The organism is Alteromonas sp. KUL42, from assembly GCF_006538325.1.
Classification (GTDB): Bacteria; Pseudomonadota; Gammaproteobacteria; order Enterobacterales; family Alteromonadaceae; genus Alteromonas.
The window spans coordinates 154432-177006 of sequence record NZ_BJKK01000003.1 but is presented as its reverse complement, the minus strand read 5'-3'; the positions used below and the strand labels follow the sequence as shown (position 1 = coordinate 177006).

General features: G+C 42.5%; 21 protein-coding genes and 1 pseudogene. 14 read left to right on the top strand and 8 right to left on the bottom strand.

The window, feature by feature from the left end; all coding sequences use genetic code 11:
• Positions 1 to 17 precede the first annotated feature (17 nt).
• The 9 genes from EYR97_RS06015 (at position 18) to EYR97_RS05980 (ending at position 8485) form a co-directional block, all read left to right on the top strand.
• Entirely contained in the window at positions 18 to 911 is an 894-nt protein-coding gene (locus EYR97_RS06015; RefSeq protein WP_242634918.1) for an SGNH/GDSL hydrolase family protein, read from the top strand.
• 139 nt (positions 912 to 1050) lie between these two features.
• Positions 1051 to 1719: a DsbA family oxidoreductase gene (locus EYR97_RS06010; protein ID WP_131092909.1), complete on the top strand. Its 669-nt coding sequence runs from the start codon at positions 1051 to 1053 to the stop codon at positions 1717 to 1719.
• 38 nt (positions 1720 to 1757) lie between these two features.
• Entirely contained in the window at positions 1758 to 2321 is a 564-nt protein-coding gene (locus EYR97_RS22220) for an XdhC family protein (RefSeq protein ID WP_242634917.1), read from the top strand.
• Positions 2318 to 2752 (top strand): XdhC family protein, encoded by a 435-nt coding sequence (locus EYR97_RS22215; RefSeq protein WP_242634916.1) that lies wholly within the window; start codon positions 2318 to 2320, stop codon positions 2750 to 2752. The genes EYR97_RS22220 and EYR97_RS22215 overlap by 4 nt, the downstream gene beginning before the upstream one ends.
• A gap of 297 nt (positions 2753 to 3049) precedes the next feature.
• Positions 3050 to 4177, top strand: coding sequence for an alpha/beta hydrolase (locus EYR97_RS06000; protein WP_165477988.1), 1128 nt, complete (start codon positions 3050 to 3052; stop codon positions 4175 to 4177).
• A gap of 257 nt (positions 4178 to 4434) precedes the next feature.
• Positions 4435 to 5121, top strand: coding sequence for a histidine phosphatase family protein (locus tag EYR97_RS05995; RefSeq protein ID WP_131092907.1), 687 nt, complete (start codon positions 4435 to 4437; stop codon positions 5119 to 5121).
• An 11-nt stretch (positions 5122 to 5132) separates the two neighbouring features.
• Positions 5133 to 6347 carry an acyl-CoA dehydrogenase family protein gene (locus EYR97_RS05990; RefSeq protein WP_131092906.1) on the top strand — a complete coding sequence of 405 codons (1215 nt, stop codon included), beginning with the start codon at positions 5133 to 5135 and terminating at the stop codon, positions 6345 to 6347.
• A 9-nt stretch (positions 6348 to 6356) separates the two neighbouring features.
• Complete coding sequence (locus EYR97_RS05985) at positions 6357 to 7415, top strand: phosphotransferase family protein (protein WP_131092905.1); 1059 nt, start codon at positions 6357 to 6359, stop codon at positions 7413 to 7415.
• A 95-nt stretch (positions 7416 to 7510) separates the two neighbouring features.
• The gene (locus tag EYR97_RS05980) at positions 7511 to 8485 is read left to right on the top strand and encodes an NADPH:quinone oxidoreductase family protein (RefSeq protein ID WP_131092904.1); all 975 of its coding nucleotides are present in this window, start codon (positions 7511 to 7513) and stop codon (positions 8483 to 8485) included.
• A 274-nt stretch (positions 8486 to 8759) separates the two neighbouring features.
• Here the strand turns inward: EYR97_RS05980 and EYR97_RS05975 are convergent, their stop codons facing one another.
• The 3 genes from EYR97_RS05975 to EYR97_RS05965 all read right to left on the bottom strand — a co-directional run bounded on the left by EYR97_RS05975 (position 8760) and on the right by EYR97_RS05965 (position 10920).
• On the bottom strand, positions 8760 to 9041 hold the full coding sequence (locus EYR97_RS05975; protein WP_141354771.1) for a hypothetical protein: 282 nt from the start codon (positions 9039 to 9041) through the stop codon (positions 8760 to 8762).
• Positions 9042 to 9232: 191 nt separating this feature from the next.
• Positions 9233 to 9997: an SDR family NAD(P)-dependent oxidoreductase gene (locus EYR97_RS05970; RefSeq protein ID WP_131092903.1), complete on the bottom strand. Its 765-nt coding sequence runs from the start codon at positions 9995 to 9997 to the stop codon at positions 9233 to 9235.
• Between the two features lie 8 nt (positions 9998 to 10005).
• Positions 10006 to 10920 (bottom strand): haloalkane dehalogenase, encoded by a 915-nt coding sequence (locus EYR97_RS05965; RefSeq protein WP_131092902.1) that lies wholly within the window; start codon positions 10918 to 10920, stop codon positions 10006 to 10008.
• A 244-nt stretch (positions 10921 to 11164) separates the two neighbouring features.
• On the opposite strand from EYR97_RS05965, the gene EYR97_RS05960 reads away from it, so the two are divergent.
• The 4 genes and pseudogenes from EYR97_RS05960 to EYR97_RS05945 all read left to right on the top strand — a co-directional run bounded on the left by EYR97_RS05960 (position 11165) and on the right by EYR97_RS05945 (position 17338).
• The gene (locus EYR97_RS05960) at positions 11165 to 13285 is read left to right on the top strand and encodes a 3-hydroxyacyl-CoA dehydrogenase NAD-binding domain-containing protein (RefSeq protein ID WP_131092901.1); all 2121 of its coding nucleotides are present in this window, start codon (positions 11165 to 11167) and stop codon (positions 13283 to 13285) included.
• Between the two features lie 24 nt (positions 13286 to 13309).
• Entirely contained in the window at positions 13310 to 14491 is a 1182-nt protein-coding gene (locus EYR97_RS05955; RefSeq protein ID WP_131092900.1) for an acetyl-CoA C-acyltransferase, read from the top strand.
• A 9-nt stretch (positions 14492 to 14500) separates the two neighbouring features.
• Positions 14501 to 16301: pseudogene (locus EYR97_RS05950) on the top strand (acyl-CoA dehydrogenase C-terminal domain-containing protein).
• A gap of 134 nt (positions 16302 to 16435) precedes the next feature.
• Complete coding sequence (locus EYR97_RS05945) at positions 16436 to 17338, top strand: alpha/beta fold hydrolase (protein ID WP_131092899.1); 903 nt, start codon at positions 16436 to 16438, stop codon at positions 17336 to 17338.
• A 98-nt stretch (positions 17339 to 17436) separates the two neighbouring features.
• Here the strand turns inward: EYR97_RS05945 and EYR97_RS05940 are convergent, their stop codons facing one another.
• The 5 genes from EYR97_RS05940 to EYR97_RS05920 form a co-directional block, all read right to left on the bottom strand.
• Positions 17437 to 17832 carry a DUF3718 domain-containing protein gene (locus tag EYR97_RS05940; RefSeq protein ID WP_131092898.1) on the bottom strand — a complete coding sequence of 132 codons (396 nt, stop codon included), beginning with the start codon at positions 17830 to 17832 and terminating at the stop codon, positions 17437 to 17439.
• Positions 17833 to 18093: 261 nt separating this feature from the next.
• Positions 18094 to 18492 (bottom strand): DUF3718 domain-containing protein, encoded by a 399-nt coding sequence (locus EYR97_RS05935; protein WP_131092897.1) that lies wholly within the window; start codon positions 18490 to 18492, stop codon positions 18094 to 18096.
• Between the two features lie 924 nt (positions 18493 to 19416).
• Positions 19417 to 19812, bottom strand: a complete 396-nt coding sequence (locus EYR97_RS05930; RefSeq protein WP_131092896.1) for a DUF3718 domain-containing protein — start codon at positions 19810 to 19812, stop codon at positions 19417 to 19419.
• 404 nt (positions 19813 to 20216) lie between these two features.
• Positions 20217 to 20609, bottom strand: coding sequence for a DUF3718 domain-containing protein (locus EYR97_RS05925; RefSeq protein ID WP_131092895.1), 393 nt, complete (start codon positions 20607 to 20609; stop codon positions 20217 to 20219).
• Positions 20610 to 20892: 283 nt separating this feature from the next.
• On the bottom strand, positions 20893 to 21795 hold the full coding sequence (locus EYR97_RS05920) for a LysR family transcriptional regulator (protein WP_131092894.1): 903 nt from the start codon (positions 21793 to 21795) through the stop codon (positions 20893 to 20895).
• 231 nt (positions 21796 to 22026) lie between these two features.
• Between EYR97_RS05920 and EYR97_RS05915 the strand changes: the two genes are divergently transcribed.
• Positions 22027 to 22476, top strand: a complete 450-nt coding sequence (locus EYR97_RS05915) for a MaoC family dehydratase (protein WP_131092893.1) — start codon at positions 22027 to 22029, stop codon at positions 22474 to 22476.
• Positions 22477 to 22575 lie beyond the last annotated feature (99 nt).

The following is a 22575-nucleotide window of genomic DNA, read 5'->3' as shown; positions in this document are numbered from 1 at the left end:
TTTCTAGGCGAATAAGAGTGTATCGTTTTACTAAAAATGGAATGTTGATCTACTTCAAAGTTGTGTTATTGAATATATTGATTGTGGTGTTATTTCCACTCGTTGTTATTCAGGCAATGTGGGTTCGCAAGAAAACGCTGCGATTGCCTGAAGCTAGCGGTGACCGAAAGATAACGTCACTAGAGAGTGACGAGGCTCCTGATAGTGCCCACGACGGTACCTTCGACGATACCCTTCTATTCAAAGTCCTCATTCTCGGTGATTCAGCCGCGGCAGGCGTTGGGGCAAACAAACAAGATAACGCCTTATTAGGGCAGTTGCATCATCGTATTAGTAAAATGGCTTTTTCGCAGCTATCTCAGCTGTCGCATCTAGCACACTTTCCCCTTTATGATAATGTGGCTGTATCGTCCTATTTGTGGGCGCAAACGGGTTTTACGAGTGGCGACGTACTTCACACCCTTAAAAGCCTAGACGCTGAAGTATTTTCAATGGCGTTGGTGTCTGTGGGCGTGAACGATGTGACAAGATTTACTTCGATAAAGCGATGGCGGCGAAACATACAAACGCTTATTGATACGCTTACCAATACGTTTAAATGTGAGCTTATAATATTCACTGCGTTACCGCCTATGCATTTGTTCCCAGCTATACCTCAGCCACTGCGCAGTATTTTAGGCACACGAGCAAGAATACTTAACCAAGTTATGAGTGAGCAACTACAGTGCAATGAAAATGCGACGTTGCTTTTTGTCTCGTCGATGGAAGAGGATGTGTCAATGAAAGAAATGTTCGACAGTGGTTTGATGGCAGACGACGGATTTCACCCCTCCGAGAAAGGATATGCACTGTGGGCAGACGAAGCGGCTCAGCTTGTAAAGCGAATCACAAAAAAGATAAACAGACTCTGAGTTTACTCAGGACTAAATACTTCATTTGGTCGAATATCATAGGGCGTCTGTCGCTGATCTAGTGACAAAGGCTTGATGTTTTCAATCGTGACTCCATGTCGATTTATAATTTTCACATAGTAAACAACAGTGAGTGTCTATGAAAAAAGTAACAGTCAATATGGTTTCAGACGTGGTTTGTCCTTGGTGCATCGTTGGTTATAAGAACTTGCAAAAAGCCATGGCATCACTGACTGATATAGACGTTAAGATTGAGTTTCATCCTTTTGAGTTGAATCCATCGATGCCAGAGGAAGGTCAAAATTTGCGAGAGCATATTATGGAAAAATATGGCATCACCGCGCAACAAAGTGCTGACAATAGGGCAAGACTTGTTGCTGCAGGCGATGCTCTTGGGTTTGAATTTAACTTTTCGGACGACAGCATGATTCTGAATACGCTCAAAGCCCATCAATTAGTGCATTTTGCGGCGAAACACGATAAACAGGAAAAAATGAAGTTACGTCTGTTCAGCGCGTATTTTACTGAAGGGCAAAACGTAAGTGACAACAGTGTGTTGGTGAAATTAGCTGAAGAAGTTGGTCTTGACGGCCATGACGTGGAGCGAATCTTAACAAGTGAACAGTTCGCTGATGCCGTGCGACAGCAAGAAGCTATGTGGCAGCAACGTGGTATTCAAAGCGTTCCGACGTTTGTTATTGGCAATCAAGGTGTAGCAGGAGCGCAACCCCCCAGAAAATCTTGCAGCATTTATTCAACAAGCTGCGCAGGCGTCATAGCGCCTTTTCATCATCAAAAGAAAAAGTAAAAAAGCACTTAACAAATTGGCAACTAAGTTCGGTAAATATGAGTAATCACGTCAATCACCTTTTAGCTAAATGGTACCCATTGAAAGATAAACATCAATGGGTGCTTGGGTTTATTTATAAAACTGAAGGGTCGTGCTATCGAAAAGCGGGAGCCATGATGCTGTTTAGTGATGCTGGTCATCAATTAGGAATTTTAAGTGGTGGCTGTTTAGAGAGCGACATTGTTAAAAAAGCACATCGCGTGATGGCGGATGGTAAAAGCCGCACGGCAGTGTATGACGATGAAGATGAAGAAGACATTGCGTTTAAGCTTGGTGTGGGATGTGGCGGTGTAGTTCATCTCGCACTAGTTTCTTTGCATGAAAACAATGAATATTTGGCACTTGGCGAGGTCTATAAATCACTTTCTAGTGGAAATGAGTGTATCTGGTCTTGTGATGTCAAAGGCAGTTATGGCAATTGTGAGATCAAAAAGAATAGCCAGAGCAAGCTTAGCCAAGCACAACTCCATATTACAAACGGGCAGAGTATATTATCAGTGCTTCTGTTACCGCCTATTCACTTACTTGTTGTTGGTGGGGATATGATGCAACGTTTATGACTTCATTGGCCAAGGCACAGGGGTGGCTAGTGAGTTTGTGGGATCCACGCCCGGCACAGGCACGACTTGAACACTTTCCCGAAGTGAATTACCTAATAGAAGATCCTGAAATAGACACCCTAAACGTGCACATTTTGCAGCACAATGTTAAAGCTGCAGTGTTAATGTCGCATCACCGAGATATAGATGCAAAATCACTTTCAGCGTTAAGCAAAGCGTCGTTGACTTACGTAGCAATGTTAGGGCCGCTTCACCGCAAGCACGAGATTATGCAACTTGCTGGTCTAGATAACACCGATTTCTGTGAGTATTTTGCAAGTCCCGCAGGGTTTGATATTGGCGGTGAATTGCCAGAGCATATCGCGTTATCTGTGGTAGCGCAGTGCCATGCAGTATTTAATAGAAAATTACCTCACGCAGTTTTATCTTGAAGGCGATAGGGTGAATTAACCTCAACCATATGGCAACAGCAAACGTTCTGTATTAGATGTCTCGATTTTCCTCACGCCTTTTACTCGTCTGTGATTTTAGGCATTTCACCTATTAAAGCGAAGAGTTTTCATTCCAGCTCGGTCGCTTTAGCAATTCGGGTAATTAATTAGAAGACAATGATGCTTTCATACAAATATATCTTGCTCCTTGCCGCCTTACTACCAACTACTGTTTTAGGTAGCACTTTCATATCTACCACTGTTAAAGAATCTAGGGCGACAGGGGTTAGCTTTAGTGTGGACTCGAAATTCTTGCAAGACGAGCGAAGAATTGATTTATATCTTCCAGAAAAATACGAGGACTCAACACGTAATTATCCGATTGTAGTCGTGCTAGATAGTAATTATTTATTTGACCTAACGGTTTCGATACTTAAAAACCGCTGGAGAAGAGATTTAGCACCACAATCAATCGTGGTTGGAATTCAAGCACGGGATGCAAACGAACGATTTGGATTTGCTTCACCTGTTCAGCGTATTCATGGTGAAGGCGTAATCTTTGAGCAATCAAAGCCAGACAAGATGGACGATTTTATACAAAAAGAATTACTACCGTATATTGACGCTGAGTATAGAACGCAACATCACCGAACAATAATCGGTATGTCACCGACAGCGACGAATGTAGTTTATGACTATTTAAAGAAGCAACCATATTTTAATGCACATATTGCACTTGCTGCGGACTTTTTGGCTACCCCATCATTTAACGGAAGCCCTTATTCACTAGTTTTTGATCTTTCAAATTCACAATCTGATAAAGGTTTTATTTTCTTTAGCCTTGCTTCTGACGATGTCTTGAAAGAGCCGGACAGAGGAACTCCGTTTCAAATAATGAGTAAAGACACGTATGCAAATAAAGGGATCCATACATTTATTGCGCCTAAAACGGAGCACTACCAACAAGCTGGGATATCATTAGAAAGGGCCTTTAGCTTGCTATATCCGATAGACCTATGGCGTCCTGACTATGCATCTCTTTGGTCTGAAGACAGTAATCCACTTGACTACCTGAAAAACTTTTACAGTGAGTTAGATAAGCAGTATCAGATGCAGACGTACCCTTTACTAGAAGGGTATTGGACAAGGAACAGTATTGTCGGAACAGTCGCATTGATGAACGAGCGGAAAAATTACAAGGCAGCGTTAGCGCTTTTGCAATGGACCAATAGCTTGTTATCTGACAATCAAACTGTACTTACACTTTTAACTGAACAGGCAATTATTGTTGGCGACAGAGAACTTGCGAATCAATATTTGAACGCGCTCTCGCAAGTAGTTGTTAAACAAGGAAGTAACAGTTCTGAAGATCTTAAAAGGCTTAAAACCAAAATCAACGCGTTTAAACCAAATGAACAAAGATAAACAGGCTCTAAGATAAACCTTAATTGAATAGTTGATATTCACCCAAAATAAAGCCTGCCTAAGCAAAATCAAACTTATGTTATTAGAGGCGAATACTCTTTGATTGTTGTTCATATTAGAAATGCGCTGTGTGTTTTTGATTTACTCGAATAGTTTCACATGATGCATACTCATTCAAAATATCAATTAAACTTATAACGACACTTTCCTTAGTATGGTAATCGTGAGTTAACATATTGATAACATCAGAGAGTGGAATGACCGATATCTATTTAGTGCGTCACGGGCAAGCGTCGTTTGGTAAAGCGAATTATGACAAGTTAAGTGAACTAGGCGCGCAACAAGCCATTTGGTTGGGTGATTATTTCAAACAAAGACAAACAGAGTTCGACGCAGTTTTCATGGGTGACATGGTGCGTCATCGAGAGACAAAGGACGGTATTGAAACAGGGATCAAGTCGTCATCTCATGCATTACCTGAGGCAAGCGTAGACAGTGCACTCAACGAGTTTAATTTTCAAGCTGTAGCAAAGGCTTATCTTACTCGGTTTCCTGATGAAAGTGTAAAGGACGGCGCTTCACCTTCTGAATACTACCGTTTGCTAAAGAAAGCCATGTTGGCATGGTCGCAAGATATTCTCGAGCACGACTTGCTAGATGAAACATGGCAACAATTCGAGGGCCGAGTTTCAGGCATGTTAACGCGTATCCAGCAACTTGATGCTAAGCGTGTTTTAGTGGTTAGTTCAGGCGGTGCTATTGCCATGATGCTCAAGCAAATACTTGGCTACGACGACGCGACCGTTATCAATATGAACCTACAAATTCGAAACGCCAGTTTTTCGCAATGCTTCGCGAATGCGCGAGGTTTCCACCTTAATAACTTCAACAGCGTACCTCACCTGGATGTGATTGACAGGTTGCACGCCATTACCTATAGCTAAATGGGACAGTTATGAATTTTGAATACAACGACAAAACCAACCAACTTCTAACGCAATTGCGTAGCTTCATGGAGCAAGAGGTGTACCCTATTGAGAAGGAGTACATTCACGCGGTTGAGAATGCCGAAAATCGGTGGAAGTCACCGGAAATGATGCAAACATTAAAGCAAAAAGCCAAAGACGCTGGATTGTGGAACCTATTTTTACCTGAAGAATACAAGCCATACGGTGCGGGACTGACTAATGCTGAGTATGCTCCTCTGTGTGAGGAAATGGGGCGTGTTTTATTCAGTGCAGAGATTTTTAACTGCAGTGCGCCAGACACAGGAAATATGGAAGTACTTGCTAAGTATGGTAACGAAGCACAGAAAGAACAGTGGTTAGTGCCTTTGCTAAACGGAGAAATTCGCTCTGCATTCGCAATGACAGAGCCTGCGGTTGCATCGAGTGACGCCACCAACATTGAAACATCTATCACCCGTGATGGCGATGAATACGTTATTAATGGTCGTAAGTGGTACACCAGTGGTGCAATGAATGAAAACTGCAAGATAATGGTGGTAATGGGCAAAACTGATTTTGATGCGCCACGTCATCAGCAACAATCTCAGATTTTAGTGCCTATGGATACGAAAGGCGTAACTGTTGTACGTCCTATGTCTGCAATGGGCTATTACGATGAGCCTATCGGTCACGCTGAAGTGTTATTTGAAGATGTGCGTGTGCCTGCGGAAAACTTACTACTTGGTGAGGGTAGAGGTTTTGAAATTGCACAAGGTCGTCTAGGGCCGGGACGTATTCACCACTGCATGCGTTTGATTGGTTGTGCACAGCGAGCCTTAGATATGGCATGTGAGCGTGTTGAGCAGCGTATTGCCTTTGGTAAACCTCTTAGCAAACAACAGTCAATCAGAGAAGACATCGCGCAAATGCACTGCGATATAGAACAAGCCCGTTTGTTAACGCTAAAAGCTGCTGACAAGATGGATCGCTATGGCAATAAGGTGTCTCGTGATCTTATTGCAGCTATCAAAATTGTTGCACCAACCATGGCATGTAATGTTATTGATAAATCTATCCAGATGCATGGCGCAGCTGGCACCAGCCAAGACTTCGTATTGTCTGCTATGTACGCTTATGCGCGCACCATTAAATTGGCTGATGGTCCTGATCAGGTCCACATGATGCAACTTGGACGTAACCTCATTGCTGAGAAAAATGCGTAAGGAGCCGGTGTGTCTCAAGAATCAGTAAAGAATCCACATGCTATCGATTTAGAGGCGCTTAATGGTTATTTGTCTGCGGCGTGCCCTGAAATAGGGTACGTCAGTGCAGCCGATAAGTTTAGCGGTGGTCAATCTAACCCTACTTTTAAGCTCACCACTGACAATGGCACCTTTGTACTGCGTCGACAACCACCAGGTAAATTACTTAAATCTGCTCATGCTGTGGACAGAGAGTACAGAGTTATTAACGCCTTGCAAGGTACCGAAGTACCTGTACCGAAAGCGTATCATCTGTGTGAAGACACCAATATTATTGGAAGCATGTTTTACATAATGGCGTTTGTGGAAGGTCAGATATATTGGAACAGTGCACTACCTGAAATAGACGACGCGCTAACCCGCACAGCCATGTACGAGGAAATGAATCGCGTGCTGGCTGCTTTGCATAGTGTTGATATTGATGCCAATGGCTTAAGTGATTACGGCAAACCCGGTAGTTACTTTGAACGACAACTAAGTCGCTGGACAAAGCAATACAGAGCGTCTGAATTAGAGCATATTGAAGAAATAGAGTCGCTCATAGCGTATCTAGAAGCAAACTTGCCTGAAGACGATGGCCAAGTGTCACTGGTCCATGGTGACTTTCGGCTCGACAACATGATGTTTGATATGTCTGACTTAGCCAAGCCAAAAGTGGTTGCAGTGCTGGATTGGGAGTTGTCCACATTAGGTCATCCCTATGCTGATTTAGCGTATCAATGCATGCAGTTGCGTTTGCCTTGTGACATCGCGCATGCCGCTGGTCTGGGAGGGCTTGATCGCAAAGCGTTAGGTATTCCTTCTGAAGCGGAATACGTCAAGGCGTATTGTCAGCACCGAGGAATAGAACATATCGATAATTGGACGTTCTATCTAGCCTTTAGCTTTTTCCGTTTAGCCGCGATTTTACAAGGTGTAGTGAAACGTGCTCACGATGGTAATGCGTCTAGTGAGAAGGCCATGCAGCTTGGGGCTATGGTGCGTCCGCTTGCGCAAATCGCCAATCAAACCATTCATCAAGATTCATAGCAAAACGCACTCTGGCTCGAGTGTGAGCTAGAGTTCGAAACTACAATGTGAATGCGCTTTGAAATAGCGAAGCGCACAACGAATACGGAGATATTATGAAAGCCATAGTATGTGAAGCTTTTGGTCCTATCGATGATTTACAGTACAAAGAAGTACCCGATCCAGTGGTCAAAAAGGGTCACGTTGTCGTTAATGTAGAAGCGGCAGGTGTCAATTTCCCAGATGGCTTGCTTGTGCAGGGCCTTTATCAAATGCAGCCTGATTTCCCGTTCATTCCAGGTAACGAAGTTGCTGGAACCGTTAGTGAAGTGGGAGAGGGTGTGACGCACCTCAAAGCCGGACAGAAAGTAATTGCGCTTTCTAATTTAGGTGGCTTTGCTGAAAAAGTATTAGTACCGGCCACCCATGTCATGCCGTTGCCTGATCCTATTCACGTGAACGAAGGTGCGGCATTAGTTACTGCACACGCTACTGCCCACCATGCATTGAAACAACGTGCTAAGTTACAGCCCGGTGAAACACTCGTGGTAACCGGTGCTGCTGGTGGTACTGGATTAGCGGCAGTTCAAATTGGTAAAATTATGGGGGCCAAAGTTATTGCAGTTTGCTCCACAGAAGAGAAACTCGCTCTGGCTAAAGAATATGGTGCAGATATTCTTATAAACTACAAAGAAAAAGATTTGAAAGAAACCCTAAAAGAAGTCACGGGTGGAAAAGGCGCAGATGTTGTTTACGAATGTGTTGGTGGAGATACTTTCCATGCATGCAGTCGCAGTATGGCGTGGGAAGGGCGCTTGCTTGTGGTTGGTTTTGCTGGTGGTGAAATTCCTAAATTTCCAGTGAACCTAGCTTTAGTTAAAGGCTATTCGGTTATGGGTGTATTCTGGGGCTCTTTCACACAGCATGACCCTAAGGGCTTTGCAGATAATATGAAAGAACTGCTGACATGGTATGTTCAAGGTAAAGTTAAAGTTGTAGTAGATGAAGCTTTACCTATAGAGCAAGTAACAAAAGCCATGGCGAAAGTGATGAATAGAGAAGTAAAAGGTAAAATGGTTCTGGTTCCATAAACCTGATTTAAACGTTTTTAAGGCCTATCAGTTATTGCTGGTAGGCCGTTTTTTTACACAATGACTTTTTTTGTGGCGGCTTCCTAAAGACGGTTTACCTTGCTGCAAAAACCTATCGAGAAGGTCTACGCGCGTCTAAAGACGAAATGGGTTTACTGTACTTTTGATTAAAAAAAGGGTACGCGCCCCATAGACACTAGAAAACTTCAAAACACTCCTAAGCATTTCTGGTCTGAGTTGGCGAAAGGTGGTATCAAACTAAGACGTGTGATGATTATTGAGCCTGAAAAACAGGTCTTTCTGCCTTTGTCTTATGAAGGATATGCGTGGAGATAAACGCTGAACGATTTTTAGTTGTTGCACTTACTAGTGCTTTAATGGTTTGAGAAGAAAGATTTCTGTCGTTACGTGCTTTCTTAACAACTTGCTCGCTGTGATTTGAAGTAGAGGAGCTACTAAGATGCGATATTTGATTACTTGTTGACGCGTTTGCACAAACAAAAAATGAGCTTGCCAAATAGGCGCTTAGAATTATTGTTTTTGTTTGTCGTTTCATGAGCTATCTCTTGAGTCTACGAGCCAACACTATGGTTAAACGTCTTGAGATTCGATTGCAGAGGCGGTTGCACTCGCCTCTTTAATCGAGTTTGTTTGTTCACCCCCATTACACCCAAATCACGAAGAGAACAAAACATGATAGCTCATACTTAGGTATGAATTTTTATCCCTAAATTTATTTGCACCTCGTTACCACGCGGTAACGCCCCCATCCACAGCAATAGTTTGGCCATTCATGTAGCTATTGCCCGGTGACAGTAAAAGCATCATGGTATTCACTATTTCTTGTGGCTCGCCTAATCGCTTCATCGGGCTGCCTTGACCAAGTTGTTCTCGTGCTTCAGGCGTGTTGTACCCATCTACATTTAAAATATTGGTCGGGCTATAAAATGGGCAAATTGCATTCACACGCACGTTTTTGCGTCCGTACTCTACAGCTGCGGTGCGTGTAATACCAGAAACAGCATGTTTAGCAGCTGCATACGCACCGCCTTTGGGGGCACCACCAAGGCCAGCTAACGAACTTACATTGAGAATATGGCCTTGCTTTTGCGCCAACATAACTGGCACTTGATATTTCATACCAAACATTACGCCTTTCACATTGACGGCAAATTGTGTGTCTATAACCTCCTCGGTCATTTGGTGTACAGGCGCTGGGTTATGGGCTATGCCCGCATTATTTACAGCAATATCTAAGCGACCGAAGGTCTCCATTGCCAAGTCTACAAGTGCTTTGTTAACGGCTTCACTGGCAATGTTGCCTGCTTGTGTCACTACGTCACTCAGTTCACTGACATCTTTTTTGGTTTCTTCGAGTGCTGTCTCATTGATATCGCTAAGGACTAACTTGGCACCCCTTTTGGCAAGACCAAGGGAAAGGAGTCGCCCAAAGCCACTACCTGCTCCGGTTATTAATACTACTTGACCTGTAAAATCTAACAATGCATCCATTTTTCTACCTATACGTTATGTGTTTGATCGATAAACTTGATAAGCAACTGAGCGAGTTCTTCGCCTTTGTCTTCTTGAATAAAATGACCACCGTCTGCAACGGTGAAATTTAGGGCTTCTTCGCACCCTGGAATACGATTTTGAAACAATACCTCTCCACCTGCTGTGATGGGGTCACTATCGCTAAAAGCACAGTAGAACGGCTTATTAAAGTTCTTAAGTTTTTCCCAAGCCGCACGATTTGCATGTGCCTCAGGGCTATCAGGAGTAACGGGAACCAGTAAGGGAAAGACCCTTGCCCCTGCTTTGTAGTCTTCCGAAGGGAAAGGGGCGTCGTAGGCATCAAGGGTTTCTTGATCAAGTGGAATAACGGTACCTCCTTCAATAATACTTGAGATCTTGAATTCAGGTGATAGTTGAGAAAATCGACGCCACTTGATAAAAGCTTCACTAGGAGGGTGTTCTCCTGTGGGAAGCCCCGTATTTGATACCATTACCTTAGAAAACTTATCAGGCATGTCCGCCACTAACCTAAGGCCAATTAATCCTCCCCAGTCTTGACAGAATAGGGTTGTAGGCCCTTTAACAACCTGGTTAAACCATTCCTTTAACCAAATAACATGGCGAGCATAAGAGTAGTCTTCTTTACGAGTGGGCTTGTCAGAGCGTCCAAACCCTATGAGGTCGGGGGCAAGTACATTGAAACCGGCGTCAGCCAAAATGGGCATCATCTTTCGATAGAGGTAAGCCCAGGTTGGTTCTCCGTGCAACAGTACAACAGTAGGCCCATCTTTAGGACCAACTTGGTAGTAGGCCATGGTAATTTCACTACTTATTGTATCTGTAACTTCAACGTATTGGGGAGTGTATGGAAAGTCTTTAATAAAAGAAAAAGCACTTTCTGGTGTTTTAAGTACTTGCATAACAAACCATCCCTTGTAAATAAAATGTAATTTTTATATCTGTCGTGTTAACAAAAACACTGGTTTTGATTGCTGTCAAATATTCATTATTCAAGTACTGGCGTGGTTTGTAGGGCAAAATCCATAAATTAAAGGGTTGGAGGTCAATATTAAATATTATGATAAATGTCTATAACACCAATAAACTTGGATGATTGGCAACACTGCAATAACATCCAATTAACGTGATAAACAGGACATGGTTATGACACAGATGGAAAACCCAGCAGTAGCTTATGCAGTGCAACAAGGTGTTGCGACGCTAACAATGCAAAGTGCACCCGTTAATGCGCTTTCTCGCGCCATTCGAGTTGGTTTAATCGATGGTATTGACAAGGCACTGAATGATGATGCCGTTCAGGCCATTGTTATTACTTCATCACTTCCTATCTTTTCGGGTGGTGCTGATATCAGTGAATTTTCTGGAGGCGATCTATCGCCAATGTTACCAGAGGTTTTAGACAAAATTGAAAATGCGTCTAAGCCTGTTGTAGCGGTGTTACCTGGACCTGCGTTTGGAGGTGGACTAGAAGTTGCCTTAGCATGTCATCACCGTATAACTTTCGCTGAAAATAAAGTTGGTTTGCCAGAAGTTAACCTGGGTATTTTACCTGGCGCTGGTGGTACCCAGCGTTTACCACGTCTTGCGGAGCCGCAGATTTCACTTGAAATGATTGTTACAGGTAAGCCAACTTCAGTAGTTAAATTACCTGGGGTGTTTGACAAAATTTCAGATAAACCAGAGCATCTACTTGACGATACCAAAACCTACTTGGCCTCATTGACGCCTGAAACTGCGATAAAGCGTACCAGCGATATTACTTTGTCGATGAACGATAACATTCAAGCCGTTTTCGACGCGGTAACTGCACAAACTAAAAAGGCCGCGCGAGGCTTCTTCGCACCGCTTAAGTGTATTGAGGCGGTTAAAGGTGCATACACACTTGATTTTGAAGACGGCCTGAAAAATGAAGGCAAGTTGTTTATGGAGTGTATGAACACCCCACAAGCACGCGCGCAGCAACATTTCTTTTTTGCTGAACGCGCTGCAGGTCATGTCAGTGATTTTGATAAAAATACGCCAGAGCGTAGTATTGAAAAAGTTGCCATTATAGGCGCAGGTACTATGGGCGGCGGTATTGCCATGAATTTTGCCAATGCTGGTATTCCTGTAACAATGCTTGAGCTTAAAGAAGAAGCACTAGAAAAAGGGCTAGCACTTATTCGCAAGAATTATGAAAACTCTGCGAAGAAGGGCAAACTGACTCAAGAGCAAGTAGAGAGTCGTATGGCAATGTTATCAGGCACAACATCGTATGATGATTTATCTGATGCAGATCTCGTCATTGAAGCTGTATTTGAGAAAATGGAAGTCAAGAAAGCCGTTTTCTCTACACTAGATAAAGTGTGTAAGCCCGGTGCAATACTTGCTTCTAACACATCTACCCTTGATATAGATGAAATCGCAACAGCAACATCCCGTCCAGAAGACGTTATTGGTCTGCATTTCTTCTCACCTGCAAATGTGATGCGTTTGCTTGAAGTTGTTAAAGCTGAGAAAACCTCTGCTGAAGTAATTAAAACTTGCATGAAGATGGCTAAACGCATTAAGAAAGTGGCCGTACTTGTTGGTGTGTGCTTTGGTTTTGTTGGCAACCGCATGATTGAACCTTACGGCAGAGAAGCTAATCGCTTAGTGCTAGAGGGCGCGACACCTGAACAGGTCGACCGTGTATTAACCGAATTTGGTATGCCAATGGGGCCGTTTACCATGGGTGATATGGCGGGAATTGATATTGGCTATTATGTTCGCCAGTCTCGCAAAGAGCACATTGCACACGATCCTTCCTATGGGGTTGTGGCAGACAGACTTGTTGAAATGGGGCGTAACGGCTTGAAAACTGGTCGTGGTATTTACAACTACGAAGCGGGTAGTCGTGTGCCAATCCCTGACCCTGAAGTTCTTGAAATTGCAAAGCAGGAAGCAGAACGCTTAGGCGTAGTTCAACGTTCCAACATTAGTGACGAAGAGATCTTAGTGCGCGTACTTTATACGCTCATTAATGAAGGTGCTTGTATTCTTGAAGAAGGTATTGCTGCTAAATCAAGTGATATTGATGTCATTTACGTGTATGGCTATGGTTTCCCAGTCTATCGCGGTGGTCCTATGCAATATGCCGATGAGGTAGGCCTAGGCACTATTTTAGATAAGCTAACGACTTATCGTGACCAACTTGGCGACTACGGCAAAATGTGGTTAGAACCAAGTGAACTATTAGTAAAACTGGCCCAAGAAGGCGGCAGTTTTAAGAACTATAAAAAATAAGCCGAATTAAAAGGAACCTATCTTATGCGTGATGCAGTTATTGTAAGTACCGCAAGAACGCCAATTGGCAGAGCCTACAAAGGCGCTTTAAACAACCTACCTGCGCCTTCATTGGGCGGGCATGCTATTAAACATGCTGTGGCTCGTGCAGGTATAGACCCTTCAAGTGTAGATGATGTCGTTATGGGATCAGCCCTGACACAGGGCAGTGGAGGCATGAATATTGGGCGTCTAGCTGGCCTTGCGGGCGACTTGCCTGTAACGGTTGCTGGTATGACATTAGACAGACAATGTAGCTCGGGTATGTATGCTATTGCTACTGCTGCAAACTCAATCAGAACCGGCGATACTAATATCATGGTTGCAGGCGGTTTAGATTCTATTTCATTGGTTCAAAATAAAAACATGAATATGTTTCGTGCTGTTGATCCTGCACTAGTTGCAAAGCATAACGACATATACATGCCAATGTTGCAAACCGCTGAAGTTGTAGCAAACCGTTACAACATTAGCCGTGACGTGCAAGATGAGTATGGTTTTCAAAGTCAAATGCGCACAGCCGCTGCACAGGCCGCCGGTAAGTTTGACGAAGAAATCGTGCCTATCACGGCAATGCAGACCCTGTTTAATAAAGAGACCGGTGAAACGTCTGAAGGCGAAGTTACATTGTCAAAAGATGAGGGGAATCGTCCTGAAACAACCCTTGAAGGTTTGCAGGGACTAAAACCCGTTATTGAAGGTGGCTGTATTACAGCTGGTAATGCTAGTCAGTTGTCTGATGGTGCAAGTGCTACCGTTATTATGGATGAACACACAGCGGCTAAAGGCAGTGCTCAGCCACTAGGTATTTATCGCGGTATTGCGGTAGCGGGTTGTGAACCAGATGAAATGGGCATTGGCCCTGTGTTTGCTATTCCGAAATTATTAAAACAACATGGATTGACCATGGACGATATCGGTCTGTGGGAACTTAATGAAGCGTTTGCCGTACAGGTATTGTACTGCCGCGATAAGTTAGGCATTCCAGATGAATTATTAAATGTAAACGGCGGTGCCATTTCTATTGGTCACCCCTACGGCATGAGCGGTGCTCGTATGGTGGGTCATGCACTCATCGAAGGTAAACGACGCGGTGCTAAATTTGTAGTTTGCACTATGTGTATCGGTGGCGGTATGGGTGCTGCCGGTCTATTTGAAGTAATATAGGTATTGGTTATGGAAGGTTATAAAGCTCCTCAACGCGACGCCATGTTTGTAACGCATGAGCTGTTAAATTATCAAGATCACTATCAGAAATTAGGTTTTGACGAAGCCTCCGAAGACTTGGTTTCTGCTATTTTTGCTGAGGCTGCGAAGTTTTCTGAAAATGTTCTAGCCCCAATTAATGCATCGGGCGATGAAGAAGGATGTAAGTGGGTTGATGGTGAAGTAACGACACCAAAAGGGTTTAAAGAAGCGTACCAGACCTACGTAGACGGCGGCTGGCCAGGTATGTCTCACCCCGAAGAATTTGGTGGCCAGGCTTTACCGTACTCGTTGTCATCTATTATTGCAGAATGGTTTTCAGGTGCTAACCACTCGTGGGCAATGTACCCAGGGCTTAGCCAAGGTTGTATGGCAACCATTAAGGCGCATGGCTCTGAGTTACTACAACAGATGTTCCTAGAGAAATTAGTTAGCGGTGAATGGACAGGTACTATGTGCTTAACGGAAGCACACTGTGGTTCTGACCTAGGTATGTTGAAATGCCGCGCTGAACCTCAAGAAGATGGAACTTACAGCTTAACAGGCACGAAGATTTTTATCTCTGCCGGTGAGCATGACATGTCAGAGAATATCGTTCATATTGTTCTTGCCCGTCTGCCTGATGCGCCTGAAGGTACAAAAGGTATTTCGCTTTTTGTTGTTCCAAAGTTCAATGTGTCTGAAGAAGGTGAAAAGCAAGATAGAAACGCGGTTGCTTGCGGCAGCATCGAACACAAGATGGGGATCAAAGCTAGCGCCACTTGCGTTATCAATTTTGATGGCGCAAAAGGTTATTTGATTGGTCCACCTAACCGTGGTCTAAACTGCATGTTCACGTTTATGAATACGGCACGTATCGGTACTGGCCTTGAGGGATTAGCGTCTTCAGAAGCGGCGTTTCAAGGTGCGCTTCGCTATGCAAAAGATCGCATTCAGTTTCGTTCATTAACAGGGCGTAAAAACCCAGAAGGCCCAGCAGATCCGATTATCGTTCACCCAGATGTGCGCCGTATGTTGCTTACCCAAAAAGCATTTGCGGAAGGCAATCGCGCACTTGCCGCTTACTGTATGCAGTTGGTTGATGTGACGCTATACGGTAGTGACGAAGCTGAGAAGCAGTTGGCAGATGCGAAACTTGCGTTTTTTAACCCCTATTGTAAAAGCGTTCTTAACTGAAACTGCGCAAGAAGCAACAAGCTACGGTATGCAGGTTTATGGTGGACACGGTTTCATTAAAGAGTGGGGTATGGAGCAGTTAGCGCGTGATACACGTATTTGTACTATGTATGAAGGTACTACGGGTATTCAGGCTGTTGACTTGCTAGGCCGCAAGGTCATGGGGTCTAACGGTGAGTTACTTAACGTTTTTGTTCAAGAGGTGCGTGACTACTGTAATTCACTTCGTGGTAATGCGCAGTTTAGTGCATGGACCAATGCGCTAAGTTCACACCTTGACGAGTGGCAGCAAATCACGATGGATATCGGTAAAGCAGCAGCTTCTAACCCTGATGAAATCGGTGCGGCTTCAGTCGATTACCTGATGTATTCAGGTTACGTGACTGTGGCGTATTTCTGGCTGAAAATGGCGGTGAAAGCACAAGAGCAGCTAGATGCGGGCACCACTGAAACAGACTTTTATAAGAGTAAACTCTTAACGACTGGCTTCTATTTTGACCGTTTGCTTACGCGCACACGTTCACTGGTTTCTGCAATCCATTCTGGCGCAGATAACCTAATGGCTATGCCTGAAAGTATGTTTGCAATCGAATAAGTTGGGTCGCTAACGTAAAGGTCATTACGACCAAATTGAGCCGAACAACTCGTGTATTTAACGAAAGCTAAATACATGGCATGTTCGGCTTTTTTGTATCTGTTGTATGAATGAGAATAAGGAAAAAGGAATTTATGAAGTCTGATCTAATTTCGAAGACTATTGAAATAGATGGTAACGCTATTCATTACCTAACTAACGAAACTGAACTTCATAAGAGTGTTTCTAAACCATTGCTTATATTCTTGCATGGCTTTCCCGAAAACGCCTTCGCATGGGAACCTTTGATAGGATGTTTACCCGAGGGCTATGAGGTTATTGCGCCAGACTTACCTGGTTATAATAAGTCATCCCCATTGCCAAACGACTCAGACTACTCAGTAACTTCATTATTAGCACGCATGTCTGCTTTTGTTGGCGCAATACAAAGAGGGCGTGAAACTATACTGGTTGGGCATGATTGGGGAGGTGCAATAGCATGGCCTCTCGCGGCTTTTTATCCAAAGCTTTTCAGTAAACTAGTTATCATAAACGCTGCGCACCCTTCAGCGTTTATTCAATCTTTAAAACACAGTCGTGAGCAGCGTTTAAAAAGTCAATACATCCATCAATTAATTGATACGCAAGCTGAAAGTGAATTGCGCCGTACGCACTTTGCCTTGTTAAAGCATATGCTAGGCGAACACTTGTTTATAGAGAATGGACCTTATGCAAAGCTCCTTTTAGACAATTGGCAAAATAATGCAAATTTAAAGGCCATGTTGACCTATTATCGTCAGATGCCTCAACAGGTACCTGCTGTAGATTCAACGTCTGAAGAATTAGATGCAATACGCGTACCCAATGTGAGAATATCATTGCCAACGCTTGTTATATGGGGGAAAAATGATGACGCTTTTGATACGGGTATTCTTAACTATTTACCCGATTACGTAACTAGGTTAGACATTAAATACCATGAAAAAGCAACGCATTGGGTTCATAGAGAGCAGGCACCGTGGGCGGCAGAAGAAATAAGTAGTTTTATAGAAGGTTAGAAGGGGAGAGGCCCCAATTAAGGGGCCTCAATAGCAGCATCCTGCCGCTACCATGTTGAATCGAAACATCACATGGGACAATACATTTTTTCGGAAACTTAGATGCGTCCGTTTATCTCTGCAGAAATTGGAGAGCTTTGAAGGCCGTTTTCTGCAATCCACGCTTGAAGCGTTTTACCGTCAGCTTCAGGCGCTTGCAAATCTTTACTTGGCATGTTTTTAACAAGCAGGGTACCAACTTCGTTTGCGTTGCTTGTTAGCGCTGTGCGGATAAGGCTTTGACCATCACATGTAATACCCGCGTAGTAGTCGCGTAGCTTTAAGTTAAAGTCAGATTGAACACTACGCATTTTCTTACGTAATTCACCTTTATCGTCTGCTTGAACGATAGTACAAATGTTTGCTAGCGCTTCATTTACGTCAGCGTGTGCAACATTAGAGAAAGCAAAAGTAGAAACAGTGATTGCTAGAGAAGCTTTAACGATTTTCAACATGGCTAAATTCCTTCGAGGTTTAATTAAATACGTGCGTTCTTGATGGCGCGCATTAAACACTAGTCTTTGTGACGAGGAAACATCGAGAAAAATAACTGAGTATGCAAATTAATACTTTATGAGTTTTTGTTGGAATTTAAGAAATAGTAATGACTGTTTGACGTAGTACAATGTAAAAGGAAAAGGCCCCTCAAAGAGGAGCCTTTAGTGCAGCTTTCGCTGCAACCATGTTGAAATGGTTCACATGGTAGTGTGAATTTTCTATATACGCTCGTTTAGCTCAGCTGAAATAGGAGATGATTGAAGTCCCTGTTCAGCAATCCACGCTTGTAATGTTTTGCCATCTGCTTCTGGCGCTTGAAGGTCTTTACTTGGCATCTTCTTTACCAATAGCGTACCAACCTCAACCGCGTTGTTAGTCAGCGCAGTCCTAATTAGGCTTTGCCCACCACATGAAATACCAGAGTAGTAGTCACGTAGTTTCAATTTAAAATCCGACTGAACACTTCTCATTTTCTTACGCAATTCACCTTTGTCATCAGCTTGAACAATGGTGCAAATGTTTGCCAATGCTTCATTTACGTCGTTTGCTTGCGCTACGTTAGAAAAAGCTAATGATGTTGCTGCAATTGCAAGAGAAGTTTTAACGATTTTCAACATGGTTAAAGTTCCTTTGGTTTGTTTTTGTTTAGTTCGAGCTCTATTTAAAAGTAATCGAACTGAATAAAAAACATGCAGCCTCATAACAGCGTATTTTTTTAATACGTATGGCTGGTTTTGAATGATAGTGATTTTTGTTAAGTGTATGAATATATTGGTTATATTTATTTTTGTGTATCGATTTTGGATGTTGGGGTTTTGGGATTGAAAGAGGTTTTTGATGCGAAATTCTACTGGTTATTAACTTAGTTTTACTTTGATTTTCTTAAAATTATAAATAGTATTTGCTATTGCTATTGCTATTGCTATTGCTATTGCTATTGCTATTGCTATTGCTATTGCTATTGCTATCAATAGAGTGATTATGCTCAAGATGTATCATGAAGAAACACGCTAAATGTTATCATTATAAAGCTTTGTCATTTTAGCGTTGTTTTGAACCTTATTTGTTGAGCCTCGTTTGCCAAAGAGCTTGACGGTTCACGTTTCATTTTGTTCATTTTCCCCTTTTTAAATGCGGTAAATTAGCAACTTAGTTACGTTTTTAAAAGGTGGATCGAATAATCAAATAAAGGTAGCTACAACTACATATAGAACTCATCGGCATTCGCTATTCGGTTAATTACCTATTAAACGTGTTTAATTCGAAGGAAAGGGCAGTGTAGAGCACGTTCTTACAAAATACCCGTTCAACTAGGAGCCTACCTTCCTCGAGAAAGCCAGCTGCTATGCTGCTTGGTATAAGGCATTTATTCTATTGGTTTAGTGTTGAGTTATATTACTGGAGATAAAGTTGCGCTTTTAATAAAAACAAAACGCTTGATGAATATTTTGAGGCAAGAAAAAAGCGGCACAGAGGCCGCTTCTTAACGTGCAGATTGCTCTGCAACCATGTTGAACTGGTTCACATGGTATGTGAATTGATTAAATACGTTCGTTAATGACAGCAGCTAGAGGGCTGTCCTGCAAACCGTTTTCAGCAACCCATGCCTGTAGTGTTTTACCATCTGCCTCAGGTGCTTCAAGGTCGCTCTTAGGCATCTTCTTAACAAGAAGTTCGCCTACTTCATTTGCACTGTTCAGCATTGCTGTACGAATTAAGCTATTACCACCACAGCTAACACCAGCGTAGTAATCGCGAAGCTTTAAGCGGTAATCTGACTCAACTGCACGCATTTTTTTGCGTAGCTCGCCTTTGTCATCTGCTTGTACGATGGTACAAATGTTTGCTAACGCCTCGTCAACATTCGCGTTTGCAAAGTTAGAAAATGCCAAAGTAGATGTAGCTACGATTAGAGAAGTTTTAACAATTTTCAACATGGTTAAATTCCTTCGAGTTAATAATTTATTTGATGGTTTGTTTGTCGAGATCAATTAAAACCCAATTAAGTGATTCGAAAAACATTCTGTTCAATAACAAGGTATATAAAGTAATACGTTTATTTTATATTTAGTAAAATTACTTATGTTTGTGGCGTTGTGTGTGCTTTCCCATGCGAATAGTGGCTCTATTAAGTGCTACTTTTACGGTGACTAAAACCAATAGTGGGTCACGGATAGGTTGAAACTTAGAGGCAATTTGTAAATTGTAATTGATGTTCTTATCAATCAAATAACATGTCAGTGATACGCGACAAAAGGGAGAGGCGGCTGTCGAAGCCGCTTTTTAGGGAAATATAAGTGTCGAAATGAAGATGGGCCGTTCTATTTAATAATGTCAACACTTACATTCTTTCATTAATTACTGCCGCCAAAGGACTATCTTGCAAGCCATTTTCAGCAACCCACGCCTGTAAAGTTTTACCATCTGACTCAGGAGCTTCTAGGTCACTCTTAGGCATTTTTTTAACTAATAGTTCTCCAGTTTCCAGTGCATTACTTAAGAGGGCGGTACGAATTAAGCTGTTTCCACCACAACTTATGCCTGAATAATAATCTCGCAATTTTAGGCGATAATCAGACTCAACAGCGCGCATCTTTTTGCGTAACTCGCCTTTGTCGTCTGCTTGAACAATAGTACAAATGTTTGCTAACGCCTCTGATACGTCTGCGTGTGCAGTGGCAGTAACGCCAAACGTGCCAGCGATAACAAGAGAAGTTTTAACAATTTTCAACATGGTTAATTCCTCGTGCTCACAAATGAAATGCAGATGTTTTGCTTCCTTAACAATTTAAGTCGAGAAGTTGATAATTGGAAACTTTTGAAATAAATACACAGGTATGTTTTTTTATACCTATTGGGGTGGGTTAAAGCGCATCTTTTCTATGTAAATACTATTTAAAACAATGCGTTATTTATCTTTAACCTTTCTTGTATACTGATTTAAATATATTAGTGAAATTAGGCCCTATTGCTCAATTACAACAGTCAGCAATAGGGCTTAGACAAAAACGCAAAAATTAATGTGGCTTAAAGTTACTCGCTACTTCCATTATCTGTTCTCGCATCCACATGTGTGCATAGTCGTGATCTGCACTTACATGCCAGTACATAAAGTACTCCACAGGTGGAACTTCAAATGGCAATTCATATATGGCTAAGTCGTAGTGTTTAGCGAGGTGAAACGGTAAACAAGCGATGAGATCTGTCTTAACAATAGTGCTAGGAACGGTTAAAAAGTGTTGACCACGCATCACTTCTTTGCGTCTTTTACCCATTTTATCTAGCGCGATATCAATTGGGCCGGCACCTGACTTGCGTTGTGACACATTTATATGACCTAGACGTAAAAATGTATCGAGATCTAATCCATTTTTAAGGGCCGGATGGTTCTTTCTGGCTAATGCAACTAATCGATCTTGAGCAAACTTTTGTTTGCACAAGTGGGGGTCAGTAAATGTGGAAGCGTCAGTGAAAAAGTCGAGTGCTCCTGCCGCCATCGCAGAGACAACTTGGCTGCGTGGAATTTCATAATTAGTAATGGAAATGTTGGGGGCTAAATTCTGTAAACGTGCCACCAACCTCGGCATTATGCTGGCCTCTAGCAAATCACGGCTTGCGAAATTGAAAGATTTTTCAGCAGTAAGCGGATCGAACGTATGGCTTTCCTGAACACTTTTTCTCAACAAAGCCAAAGCCTGCCTTGCTGGAACAATGATGTTCTGAGCTACTGGTGTAGGGGTCATGCTATGGCCCGTTCTCACGAATAGGGGATCGTTAAGCATTTCACGCAAACGAGCCAAAGAGTTACTAACAGCTGGTTGAGTAATGCAAAGTACATCAGCCGCTTTGGTCAAGCTGCCTGCCGTGTAAATGGCGTCGAATACCGCGAAAAGGTTCAAATCGATTCTATTGAGATTCATAACTAATCCTTTGTGAGCGAGTGCCCTGAAAAAAGCCAATAGATACAGAGGATCTGAAGCGTATCAGTTTGTGCTGTATTCATCAGCTTGATACATTGCTACAGATCATCTACTTAAAATTTACGCTAGTGTAACAAGAATATTTATAAATACCTATTATTAAAAGTTAATTGAAACATTCAAGTGAATAATAGTACTTTTATCGTTAATAAATGCCAATTGGACTTAAAAATGAAAACACTCATAGATTTAGCTGTAGGCGATACACTGGAACAACCAAAATGGTTAGAAGTGACCCAAGAAATGATCAATCAATTTGCAAACGCAACGGGCGATCATCAATGGATTCATTTAGATGAGGAGAGGTGTAAAGTTGAAAGCCCTTTTAAAACCACTATTGCACACGGGTTCCTTACAGCGAGCTTGATGCCAAAAGCATTCGAAGAAGTCGTTGCACCAAGCGATAAAATCGCATCAATGATAAATTATGGAATAGACAAACTCCGATTTCTGGAACCAGTTAAAAGTGGAGATGCAGTTAAATATCACTTTGAGTTAAAGGAAGTTACAGAAAAACCACAAGGCAAACTGTATAAAGTAGAAGGGAGCTGTAAGCTTAGGTCGAGCGGTAATCCTGCGCTCGTAGGTAGCTTCTTGATGTTAGCCATTATTGCTCCTTAATAAGGCTTCGTAATATTTCTCTGTAATATACATTTTTAATATAGCAAGAACTATTTCACGGTTATACCGTGAAAATCTCATAGAGGCGTTTTTTCGCCT

Bases quoted from the DNA above. Each gene is read 5' to 3' on its own strand.
- EYR97_RS05940 (WP_131092898.1), bottom strand. From the start codon at position 17,832: ATGTTGAAAATCGTTAAAGCTTCTCTAGCAATCACTGTTTCTACTTTT.
- EYR97_RS05945 (WP_131092899.1), top strand. From the start codon at position 16,436: ATGAAGTCTGATCTAATTTCGAAGACTATTGAAATAGATGGTAACGCT.
- EYR97_RS06010 (WP_131092909.1), top strand. From the start codon at position 1,051: ATGAAAAAAGTAACAGTCAATATGGTTTCAGACGTGGTTTGTCCTTGG.
- EYR97_RS05930 (WP_131092896.1), bottom strand. From the start codon at position 19,812: ATGTTGAAAATTGTTAAAACTTCTCTAATCGTAGCTACATCTACTTTG.
- EYR97_RS05935 (WP_131092897.1), bottom strand. From the start codon at position 18,492: ATGTTGAAAATCGTTAAAACTTCTCTTGCAATTGCAGCAACATCATTA.
- EYR97_RS05980 (WP_131092904.1), top strand. From the start codon at position 7,511: ATGAAAGCCATAGTATGTGAAGCTTTTGGTCCTATCGATGATTTACAG.
- EYR97_RS22215 (WP_242634916.1), top strand. From the start codon at position 2,318: ATGACTTCATTGGCCAAGGCACAGGGGTGGCTAGTGAGTTTGTGGGAT.
- EYR97_RS05965 (WP_131092902.1), bottom strand. From the start codon at position 10,920: ATGCAAGTACTTAAAACACCAGAAAGTGCTTTTTCTTTTATTAAAGAC.
- EYR97_RS05955 (WP_131092900.1), top strand. From the start codon at position 13,310: ATGCGTGATGCAGTTATTGTAAGTACCGCAAGAACGCCAATTGGCAGA.
- EYR97_RS05925 (WP_131092895.1), bottom strand. From the start codon at position 20,609: ATGTTGAAAATTGTTAAAACTTCTCTTGTTATCGCTGGCACGTTTGGC.
- EYR97_RS05960 (WP_131092901.1), top strand. From the start codon at position 11,165: ATGACACAGATGGAAAACCCAGCAGTAGCTTATGCAGTGCAACAAGGT.
- EYR97_RS05990 (WP_131092906.1), top strand. From the start codon at position 5,133: ATGAATTTTGAATACAACGACAAAACCAACCAACTTCTAACGCAATTG.
- EYR97_RS05995 (WP_131092907.1), top strand. From the start codon at position 4,435: ATGACCGATATCTATTTAGTGCGTCACGGGCAAGCGTCGTTTGGTAAA.
- EYR97_RS05970 (WP_131092903.1), bottom strand. From the start codon at position 9,997: ATGGATGCATTGTTAGATTTTACAGGTCAAGTAGTATTAATAACCGGA.
- EYR97_RS05975 (WP_141354771.1), bottom strand. From the start codon at position 9,041: ATGAAACGACAAACAAAAACAATAATTCTAAGCGCCTATTTGGCAAGC.
- EYR97_RS05915 (WP_131092893.1), top strand. From the start codon at position 22,027: ATGAAAACACTCATAGATTTAGCTGTAGGCGATACACTGGAACAACCA.
- EYR97_RS05920 (WP_131092894.1), bottom strand. From the start codon at position 21,795: ATGAATCTCAATAGAATCGATTTGAACCTTTTCGCGGTATTCGACGCC.
- EYR97_RS22220 (WP_242634917.1), top strand. From the start codon at position 1,758: ATGAGTAATCACGTCAATCACCTTTTAGCTAAATGGTACCCATTGAAA.